At 66.2% G+C, this 9134-nt stretch carries 8 protein-coding genes and 4 tRNA genes; 2 read left to right on the forward strand and 10 right to left on the reverse strand.

Annotation, left to right across the window (positions count from 1 at the left end):
- Both CGX12_RS17770 and CGX12_RS17775 read right to left on the reverse strand, forming a co-directional pair.
- Positions 1-1192, reverse strand: a 1192-nt coding sequence (locus tag CGX12_RS17770) for an ABC transporter permease (RefSeq protein ID WP_142995670.1), incomplete at its 3' end; no start/stop codon positions are given.
- Entirely contained in the window at positions 1179-1868 is a 690-nt protein-coding gene (locus CGX12_RS17775; protein ID WP_094041168.1) for an ABC transporter ATP-binding protein, read from the reverse strand. The genes CGX12_RS17775 and CGX12_RS17770, both read right to left, overlap by 14 nt.
- On the opposite strand from CGX12_RS17775, the gene CGX12_RS17780 reads away from it, so the two are divergent.
- On the forward strand, positions 1867-2469 hold the full coding sequence (locus CGX12_RS17780) for an arylesterase (protein ID WP_094041169.1): 603 nt from the start codon (positions 1867-1869) through the stop codon (positions 2467-2469). The two genes, CGX12_RS17775 and CGX12_RS17780, sit on opposite strands and share 2 nt — an antisense overlap.
- On the opposite strand, the gene CGX12_RS17785 is transcribed toward CGX12_RS17780, so the two are convergent.
- The 6 genes from CGX12_RS17785 to gltX all read right to left on the reverse strand — a co-directional run bounded on the left by CGX12_RS17785 (position 2466) and on the right by gltX (position 5465).
- Positions 2466-3137 (reverse strand): DNA-3-methyladenine glycosylase I, encoded by a 672-nt coding sequence (locus tag CGX12_RS17785; protein ID WP_094041170.1) that lies wholly within the window; start codon positions 3135-3137, stop codon positions 2466-2468. The two genes, CGX12_RS17780 and CGX12_RS17785, sit on opposite strands and share 4 nt — an antisense overlap.
- Positions 3138-3330: 193 nt before the next feature.
- A tRNA-Ala gene (locus CGX12_RS17790) sits at positions 3331-3406 on the reverse strand.
- Positions 3407-3426: 20 nt separating this feature from the next.
- Positions 3427-3502: transfer RNA gene (locus CGX12_RS17795), tRNA-Ala, on the reverse strand.
- 115 nt (positions 3503-3617) lie between these two features.
- Positions 3618-3693: transfer RNA gene (locus CGX12_RS17800), tRNA-Ala, on the reverse strand.
- A 38-nt stretch (positions 3694-3731) separates the two neighbouring features.
- Positions 3732-3807, reverse strand: a tRNA-Ala gene (locus CGX12_RS17805).
- 245 nt (positions 3808-4052) lie between these two features.
- A complete protein-coding gene (gene gltX / locus CGX12_RS17810; protein ID WP_094041171.1) occupies positions 4053-5465 on the reverse strand; it encodes a glutamate--tRNA ligase in 1413 nt (470 codons plus the stop codon).
- Between the two features lie 222 nt (positions 5466-5687).
- On the opposite strand from gltX, the gene CGX12_RS17815 reads away from it, so the two are divergent.
- The gene (locus CGX12_RS17815; protein ID WP_094041172.1) at positions 5688-6236 is read left to right on the forward strand and encodes a LysM-like peptidoglycan-binding domain-containing protein; all 549 of its coding nucleotides are present in this window, start codon (positions 5688-5690) and stop codon (positions 6234-6236) included.
- A gap of 31 nt (positions 6237-6267) precedes the next feature.
- On the opposite strand, the gene ligA is transcribed toward CGX12_RS17815, so the two are convergent.
- Complete coding sequence (gene ligA / locus CGX12_RS17820) at positions 6268-8310, reverse strand: NAD-dependent DNA ligase LigA (RefSeq protein ID WP_094041174.1); 2043 nt, start codon at positions 8308-8310, stop codon at positions 6268-6270.
- 60 nt (positions 8311-8370) lie between these two features.
- Positions 8371-9099: a cell division protein ZipA gene (gene zipA / locus CGX12_RS17825; RefSeq protein ID WP_094041173.1), complete on the reverse strand. Its 729-nt coding sequence runs from the start codon at positions 9097-9099 to the stop codon at positions 8371-8373.
- Positions 9100-9134 lie beyond the last annotated feature (35 nt).

Consider the following 9134-nt stretch of genomic DNA (forward strand, 5'->3'; position numbering starts at 1 on the left):
TAAAAAGGACGGGGCCGAGGTTGCCCGCCAGCAGTATGCCGGCGCTCCACCACGGAGAGATGCGGGCCTCGGCCTCATTGCGCAGCACCCGCAGGGGCGGCACCCGCAACAGCCGCAGCAGGGGCACCACCGACAGCATCAGGGTGGTGAGCAGCGCCAGCCCCGCCGCCACCGCGAAGGGCATGATGGACGGCGGCGGCAGCGGGATGTCGAGCACCTCCCCCAGGCTCAGCAGGATAAGCTTGTGCAGGCCGTAGCCCGCCAGGGCACCCAGGCCGGCCCCCAGCAGCAGCAGACCGGCCAGCAGCCGGCCGAGCCAGGCCAGCAGTTGCCGGCGCCCCGCGCCCAGGGTCTTGAGCAGGGCGATGCGATCCTGCTCCCGGCGGGAGAAATAGCCGAGGGCGATGGCCATGGCCAGGATGCCGAGCAGCACCCCGGTGGGCGACGCCAGCCGGAAGAACTGTTCGGCCCGGCTGATGGAGCGGGCCACCGGGGTATCGGCGTCGTCCGGGCCGCGCCAGCGCTGGCCCTGCTGCAGCTGCGGCCGCAGCCAGTCGGCATAGGCCTGCAGCCCGGCCTCATCGCCCCGGAACAGGTAGCGGTAACGGGCCCGGCTGCCCTCCATAAAGATGCCGGTGGCGGCCACGTCGTCCAGGTGGATCAGCGCGCGCGGCGCCAGCAGGAAGGGCGAGAAGCCCTCGTCCGGCTCCTTCACCAGTTCTCCCGCCACCTCGAGTTCGATATTGCCGAGTTCGACCTTGTCGCCTGGTTGCAGTTGTAGCAGCGCCAGGAGGCGGGCGGACAGCCAGATGGTGCCCGGCCGTACCCGGCCGGCGGGGCTCAACTGGAGTTCACCGTAAAACGGAAAAGCGTCGTCCACCGCCCGGACGCTGGCCAGCTGCAGCTCGTCGTTGGCAAACAGCACGCTCTGGAACGACTGGGTACGGGACACTCCCAGTCCCCGCCCTTCCGCCTCCCGCAGCCATTCCTCCCGGGCCGCCCGGCTGCCGGTAAGGATACGATCGGCGGCGATATAGTCCCGCCCCGACACCTTGAGCGCGCTGTTGAGGCGGTCCGCCACCAGGCTCACGCTGAGAATGCTGGCCACGCACAGGGCCAGGGCCAGCACAAACAGCCGGAGCGGCCCCCGCCCCGCCTCGCGCCAGATCAGGCGCCAGCTAAGACTCTGCATGCTGCTCCTCCAGGCGACCGGCACTCATCAGCAGGCGCCGCTCGCAACGGCCGGCCAGGGCCTCGTCGTGGGTGACGATCACCAGGGTGGTGCCGTGCTCCCGGTTCAGGCGGAACAGCAGCTCGATGATCTGGGCACCGGTATGGTGATCCAGGTTGCCGGTGGGCTCGTCCGCCAGCAGTATGTCCGGCTCGGTCATAAAGGCGCGGGCGATGGCCACCCGCTGCTGCTCGCCGCCGGACAGCTGGCTGGGAAAGTGGCGCACCCGCTCGGCCAGTCCGACCTGTGCCAGCAGCTGCAACGCCCGTTCCCGGCACTGGCTGCGGCCCTGCAGCTCGGCGGGCAGCATGACGTTTTCCAGGGCGGTGAGGGTGGGCAGCAGCAGGAAGGACTGAAACACGAAACCGATATGCCGTGCCCTGAGCAAGGCCCGCTGCTCTTCGTCCAGGGCGGCCAGGGACTGGCCGCGGATCTCGATGTCGCCCTCGCTGGCGATGTCCAGGCCGGCCAGCAGCCCGAGCAGGGTGGACTTGCCGGAGCCGGACGCCCCCACCAGGGCCAGGCTCTGCCCGGGCTTGACTTCCAGCCCTATCCCCTGAAGGATGGTCAGTGATGTGTCGCCCAGACCGACCCTGTGGGTCAGGCCGGCCACCCTGATGATCGGAGAAGTTGTCATGCCTCGTATCCTTTTGACGATACTGCTGTTGGTGTCATCCGTCGCCCATGCTAACACCGTTCTGATCCTCGGCGACAGCCTGAGCGCCGGTTACCGGATGAATGCCGACCAGGCCTGGCCCCGGCTGCTGGCCGAGCAATGGCGCCGGGAGGGGCGCAATGTGGAAGTGGTAAACGCCAGCGTCAGCGGCGATACCACCCAGGGCGGCCTGCAACGGCTGCCGCCCCTGCTGGAACGCCACCAGCCCAGCCTGGTGGTGCTGGAGCTGGGCGGCAACGACGGCCTGCGCGGGCTGCCGCCCCCGCTTATCGAGCGCAACCTCGACACCATGATAGCGCTCGCCGACCGGGCCGGCGCCCGGGTGGTGCTGACCGAAATTCGCCTGCCCCCCAACTACGGCCGCCGCTACCTGGAGCAGTTCGAGGGCATCTTCGACAAGCTGGCCAAACGGCACGAACTGCCGCTGCTGCCCTTCTTCGTGGCCCCGCTGCTCAATGAGCACGGCATGATGATGGACGACGGCATCCACCCCACCGCCGAGGCCCAGCCGCTGATCGCCCGCCAGGTGCACGCCTTCCTGACCCCCTACCTGGAGCCCTAACCGAGGGAGCAGGCCAGGGTCTTGCTGATCTCGCCGAAGCCGAACCCGCTCTGGCGGCGCCACTCGTTGAAGGCCGCCTGGGCCTGCTGCATGCCCTTGCGACTGCCTAACCCTGCGTCGACCACCCGGTGGTTGATCAGGTAGGCGGTGACGTCGGGGGTAAAGATAAAGGTGTCCACCCCCAGACGGCGCAGGCCATAGGCGGCGATATTGCCGCCCAGCAAGCGACCATGGCGTTTGATCTCCTGCCAGAGTCCCACCCGGTCCGCCTCGGGCCAGTTGGCCACGAAGGCGCCGAAGCCGCCGTGGGGCTTCCCCAGTTCCAGCACCATGCGGGCATTGACCGGCACGGCGGCAATTTTCTTCGCATGGCGCACTATGGCGGCGTCGTTGTTGAGCCGTTCCAGGTGATGCTCGTCGAGCAGCAGCATCTTCTCCGGCGCGAAGCCGAAAAAGGCCCGCTCGAAATCGGGCCACTTCTGGCGGATCACCTCCCAGACGAAGCCGGACTGGAACAGGCTCATGGTGAAGGAAGACAGCCAGCGGTCGTCGGGAATGGCCGCCAGTTGGTCGGGGGTGCAGCGCGGGGTGGCGATACGCTGCCGGAGCGCGACCTCGCCGCCGTGGCGGGCGCAGGCCCGGGCAAAGATATCGGCGAACGCCTCCATAAAACCAGCCTCGTTTGAGTTTTTTCCATTGTGCGTGGCGGCGGCAAAAAAGGCCAGAGGCGGAGGAACCACGGAAAAGCAAAAAGCCGCTGCATCTCTGCAGCGGCTTTCTGTTTGGTGGAGCTAGGCGGGATCTAACGGGGCAACCTTTGTCGCCGACCTCGTTCAATGCACTCTAACCACCGACTAAATATGGTGGAGCTAGGCGGGATCGAACCGCCGACCTCTTGCATGCCATGCAAGCGCTCTCCCAGCTGAGCTATAGCCCCGAATTCGGGTCAGATTGTTTTGGTGGAGCTAGGCGGGATCGAACCGCCGACCTCTTGCATGCCATGCAAGCGCTCTCCCAGCTGAGCTATAGCCCCAAAACAATGCTGTTTTACTGGTGTTTTTCTGCCGCCTGGTGGAGCTAGGCGGAATCGAACGGGGCAACCTTTGTCGCCGACCTCATTCATTTCCACTGTAACCACCGACCAAATTTGGTGGAGCTAGGCGGGATCGAACCGCCGACCTCTTGCATGCCATGCAAGCGCTCTCCCAGCTGAGCTATAGCCCCATTTGGCAGAAATGACTTAAGGGGTTACCAAGAAATCTTGGTGGAGCTAGGCGGGATCGAACCGCCGACCTCTTGCATGCCATGCAAGCGCTCTCCCAGCTGAGCTATAGCCCCGCTTAAGTCTCTCGGGGACCTTGTCCCTGCGAGCGAGGCGCATAATAGGCAGGGGGCACTTTAGTGTCAACCACAAAATAAAAAAAGCCGTTCAACCAGTCATTTTTTAAGCGATGGAAGCCGGAAGCCGGAAGCCGGAAGCCGGAAGCCGGAAGCCGGAAGCGTAATAAAAAACGGCGCCGTCTCAAGACGCCGTTTGTTTTTCTTCTGGCTTCCAGCTTCAAGCCTATCGCTTAAGGTGGTGGTTAGCCCTGGGCCCGTTCGGCGATAAAGGCCAGGGCCATGTCGATACGCGCCAGTACCCTGTCCTTGCCGAGCAGCGCCATAACGCCGTCGATGGCCGGCGACTGGCCCACGCCGGTGACCGCCACCCGCAGCGGCATGCCCACCTTGCCCATGCCCAGCTCCAGCTCGGCGGCGGTGGCGTTGATCACCTCGTGGATGGCGCCGGCCTGCCAGTCGGCCAGCTCCGCCAGCCTGGTGCGGGCCAGGGCCAGGGGCTCGGCCGCCACCGGGCGCAGGTGCTTCTTGGCCGCGCCCTCCTCGAAGGCGGAAAAATCCTCGAACAGGTAGCGGCTCTGGGCCGCCAGCTCCTTCAGGGTCTGGCAGCGTTCGGCGTACAGGCTCACCACCTCGGCCAGGGCCGGGCCCCGACCGAAGTCGATGCCCTGATCGCGCATATGCCATTCCAGGTGGCCTGCCACTTCCTCGGCCGGCAGGGTCTTGATGTAATGCTGGTTCAGCCACAACAGCTTGTCGGTATTGAAGGCAGAAGCCGACTTGCTGATGGCGTCGAGGGAGAACAGGGACACCATCTCCGCCAGGGAGAAAATCTCCTGGTCGCCGTTGGACCAGCCCAGCCGCACCAGATAGTTGAGCAGGGCCTGGGGCAGGTAGCCGTCGTCCCGGTACTGCATCACGCTGACGGCGCCGTGGCGCTTGGACAGCTTGGCACCGTCGTCGCCCAGGATCATGGACACATGGGCGAACTCGGGCACGGGCGCGCCCAGGGCATGGTAGATATTGATCTGGCGGGGGGTGTTGTTGATGTGATCCTCGCCACGCACCACATGGGTGATGGCCATGTCCCAGTCGTCCACCACCACACAGAAGTTGTAGGTGGGCGCACCGTCGGTGCGGCGGATGATCAGGTCGTCCATCTCCCGGTTGGCGATCTCGATATGGCCGCGCACGTGGTCCTCGAACACCACGGCGCCGTCGGTCGGGTTCTTGAAACGGATCACATGGGGCGTGCCGGCGGGATGCTCATGCCCACCATGGCGACAGGTGCCGTCGTAGCGGGGCTTTTCACCGTTGGCCATCTGCTGCTCGCGCAGGGCTTCCAGCCGCTCCCTGGAGCAGTAGCACTTGTAGGCCTTGCCCTCGGCCAGCAGCCGGTCGATCAGCTCGTTGTAACGGTCAAAACGCCGGGTCTGATAGTAGGGGCCCTCGTCCCAGCCCAGGCCCAGCCAGTTCATGCCCTCGAGAATGGCGTCGATGGCCTCCTGGGTGGAGCGCTCCAGATCGGTATCTTCGATGCGCAGGACGAACTCGCCCTGGTGATGACGGGCGTAAAGCCAGGAGTACAAAGCCGTGCGCGCGCCACCGACATGGAGGAAACCGGTGGGGCTGGGAGCAAACCGCGTTTTAACTGTCATTTTTCTGCCTTAAGCTGGTGAAAAGCCCAAACGAGCCTGAAACGTTAGAAGTGGCGACCATTTTAGCACCCGGCCGGGGCGGGTTAAACGCTTTGTCGAAGCGGGCCGGGATGGCGGCCGGAGACGGGCAGAACAAAAGCGGACATGGCGGAAAAAGGGCCTTATCCGCCGCTTGTCGGGCGACCGGCCCACGGATACACTTGTGCCCGCGAGGGCCTATACATGACCAGACGAAGACCAGTCACCAAACGTAATACGCCGGAGTCCTTCGGCACCAAATTGAACCAGTTGACCCTGCCTGCCCGGCAAGGGGTGGGCAGGGCCTTGTCGGCACTGCGCCAGCTGCCCAGGACACACCGCACCGGCCTGATGGTGCTGGTGCCGCTGTGGCTGTTGTTGCTGGCCTGGCAACCGGCGCCGCCGGCCCCGCAGGGGCCCGTTACCGGCAGCCTCACTATTGCTCTGGAGCCGTCCCTGACCCGGGAAATACCGGTGCCCGAGGGCGGCCGGCGCATCGACCATACCCTGGGCCAGGGGGATACCCTGGCGGCCCTGTTCCGCCAGTGGCAGCTGCCGGGCCAGGATCTGATCGCCCTGGTGCGGGCCGAGCCGTCCTACAAGCCACTCAGCAACCTGCGCGCCGGTCAGGACATGACCCTGGTGATCAGTGCCGACGGCAGGCTGCACTACCTGGAAATCCGGGACAAGGGCCTGACTCTGAACGCCTTCCGCCGCATGGGCCAGGACTTTACCGCCGTCACCACCCCCTGAGGTAACCAAAGGGGCTGGCAGCCCCTCTCCGTCAGGGCTGCCAGCCGTGTCCGGCCAGCAGCGCCAGCAGCCCGTCCTCATCCATCACCGGCACGCCCAGTTCCTGGGCCTTGACCAGCTTGGAGCCGGCGGCCTCGCCCGCCACCACCTGGCTGGTCTTGGCCGAGACCGAGCCGGCCACCTTGGCGCCCAGGGCCTGGAGCGCCGCCTTGGCGTCGTTGCGCGACAACCGGTTCAGGGTGCCGGTAAGCACGAAGGTCTGCCCCGCCAGCGGCTGGGCAGCGACCGGCACGGCCTCGATCGCCGGCCAGTGCAGGCCGCAACCGCCCTGCACCCGCGGGCTCACCAGCGCCCGCACCACCTCCTGGTTATGGGGTTGGCGGAAGAAGTAGTAGATATGCTTGGCCACCACCTCGCCCACGTCCGGCACCGCCAGCAGGGTCTCTACCTCGGCCTGCATCACCGCCTCCAGGGTCAGGAAGTGGCGGGCCAGGTTGAGCGCCGTGGCCTCCCCCACTTCGCGGATCCCCAAGGCATAGAGAAAGCGCGGCAGCGTGGTGGTACGCGCCTTGTCCAGGGCGGCCAGCAGCTTGGCGGCGGACTTCTCGCCCATCCGCTCCAGTCCGGCCAGGGTCTCCTGGCTCAGGTGGAACAGATCCGCCGGCGTCTTCACCTGCTCCTGATCCACCAGTTGTTCCACCAGCTTGGTGCCCAGGCCCTCGATGTCCAGGGCCTTGCGGGAGGCGAAGTGGCGGATGGCTTCCTTGCGCTGGGCGGCGCAGAACAGGCCGCCGGTACAGCGGGCCACCGCCTCGCCCTCGATCCGTTCTATCTCGGCGTCACAGACCGGGCAATGATCGGGGAACACGATGGGCTGTGCGTCTGCCGGACGCCGCTCCAGCACCACGCCCACCACCTGGGGAATGACATCCCCCGCCCGGCGCACGATCACGGTGTCGCCCACCATGACCCCCAGCCGGGCGATTTCGTCGGCATTGTGCAGGGTGGCGTTGGACACCGTCACCCCGGCCACCGGCACCGGCTCCAGCTTGGCCACCGGGGTGATGGCCCCGGTGCGCCCCACCTGGAACTCCACCTTCAGCAGCCGGGTCAGCTCTTCCTGGGCCGGAAACTTGTGGGCGGTGGCCCAGCGCGGCGCCCGGGCCACAAAGCCCAATTGCTGCTGCAGGGCCAGTTCGTCCACCTTGTAGACCACGCCGTCGATCTCGTAGGGCAACCGGTCGCGTCGCGCCAGGATGTCGTCATGGTAGGCCTGACAGCCGGCCCGGCCCTGCACCCGCTTGATCTCGGGACACACCGGCAGTCCCCAGCCCTTCAACTGTTGCAGGATGTCGAAGTGGCGCTCGGCCAGGGCGTCGCCCTCCACCAGGCCGACCCCGTAGCAATAGAACGCCAGCGGTCGCCGGGCGGTGACGCGGGAGTCGAGCTGGCGCAGGCTGCCGGCGGCGGCATTGCGCGGGTTGGCGAACACCTTGCCGCCCTCGGCCCGGGCATCTTCGTTCATTTTCTCAAAACCGGCCCGGGGCATGTACACCTCGCCGCGCACCTCGAGCCGGGCCGGCCAGCCCTCCCCTTTCAGCTTCAGCGGCACGGCACGAATGGTGCGCACGTTCTCGGTGATGCCCTCGCCGGTGCTGCCATCGCCCCGGGTGGCCGCCTGCACCAGGCGGCCCTGCTCGTACACCAGGCTGACCGCCAGGCCATCGAGCTTGGGCTCGCAGCAGAACTCGAGCGGCTCGGCCCGGTCCAGCCGGTCCATCACCCGCTTTTCGAAAGCGGCCAGCTCCTCGTCGCTGAACACGTTGTCGAGGGACAGCATGGGCAGGGCATGCTGCACCTCGGGAAAGGCGGACACCGGTGCCCCGCCCACCTTCTGGCTGGGAGAGTCCGGGTCCAGCAGCTCGGGGTGGACCTGCTCCAGCGCCACCAGCTCCCGCATCAGCCGGTCGTACTCGGCGTCGGGCACGCTGGGCGCGTCTTCCACGTAATACTGGTAGTTGTAGCTATCGAGTTGCTCGCGCAGGGCAAGGATTCGGGCTTTGACGTCGCTCATGGGATCTTCGCTCAAACAAAAAGTGCGGCACCCGGCCGCACTTTGACAACAGAATGGGGATTAGCGGGCCTGGCTGTCGTAGTCCCGCAACTGCTCGCGGCAGTGGGCCAGGTAGTCCGGACTCAGGGGCGAGCGCTCGGCGTCGAACAGCAGGGCATCCAAATCCTCGGCCAGGTTTTCGGCGGTCTGCACCATCAGGTTGAAATGGTTCTTGGCCATGCCGGGTTTGGGCAACTGCATGAAGATCGATACCCCGGGCGTGCTGAAGCCGGCCATGGCGTTGGGATTGAAGGTGCCCGGCTTGACCATGTTGATCAGGCTGAACAGCACCTCGCCCTGGCCGGTCGGGGTCTGGTGACGGTGGAAAATGTCCATGTCGCCGAAGCAGAAACCGGAATCGGTCAGGGCCCGCATCAGGGCGTGGCCTTCCAGTTTCTGGTTGGGTCGGGCCATCAGGTTGATCACATAGACATCCTGCCAGGTCTTGGGTACCTCGCGCAGCACCGGAGCCGGCTCGGGTTCGGCCAGGGGCTCGGGCTCGGGCGTGAACGCCGGCTGTGGCTCGGGTTCGGCCACGGGCTCGGCTTTCGGCTGGGGCGCAACAACCACGGGCTCGCCCCTCGGGGCCGGTGCCGGCGGCTCGTCGAACAGGGGATCGATTTCCCCGTCCTGATACTGGCGCTCACGCTGCCGCTGCTCGGCCTGAGTGTGCTGTTCAACGGGGTGGAGGTGCTTGAGATCACCTACCGGCAGTGGAACGCCGAGGCCTGGCTCTCGGTGCTGTTCCAGGCCTACCCCACCACCCTGTTCGGCTACTGGGTGTG

Source organism: Zobellella denitrificans (assembly GCF_002237365.1).
Classification (GTDB): domain Bacteria; phylum Pseudomonadota; class Gammaproteobacteria; order Enterobacterales; family Aeromonadaceae; genus Oceanimonas; species Oceanimonas denitrificans.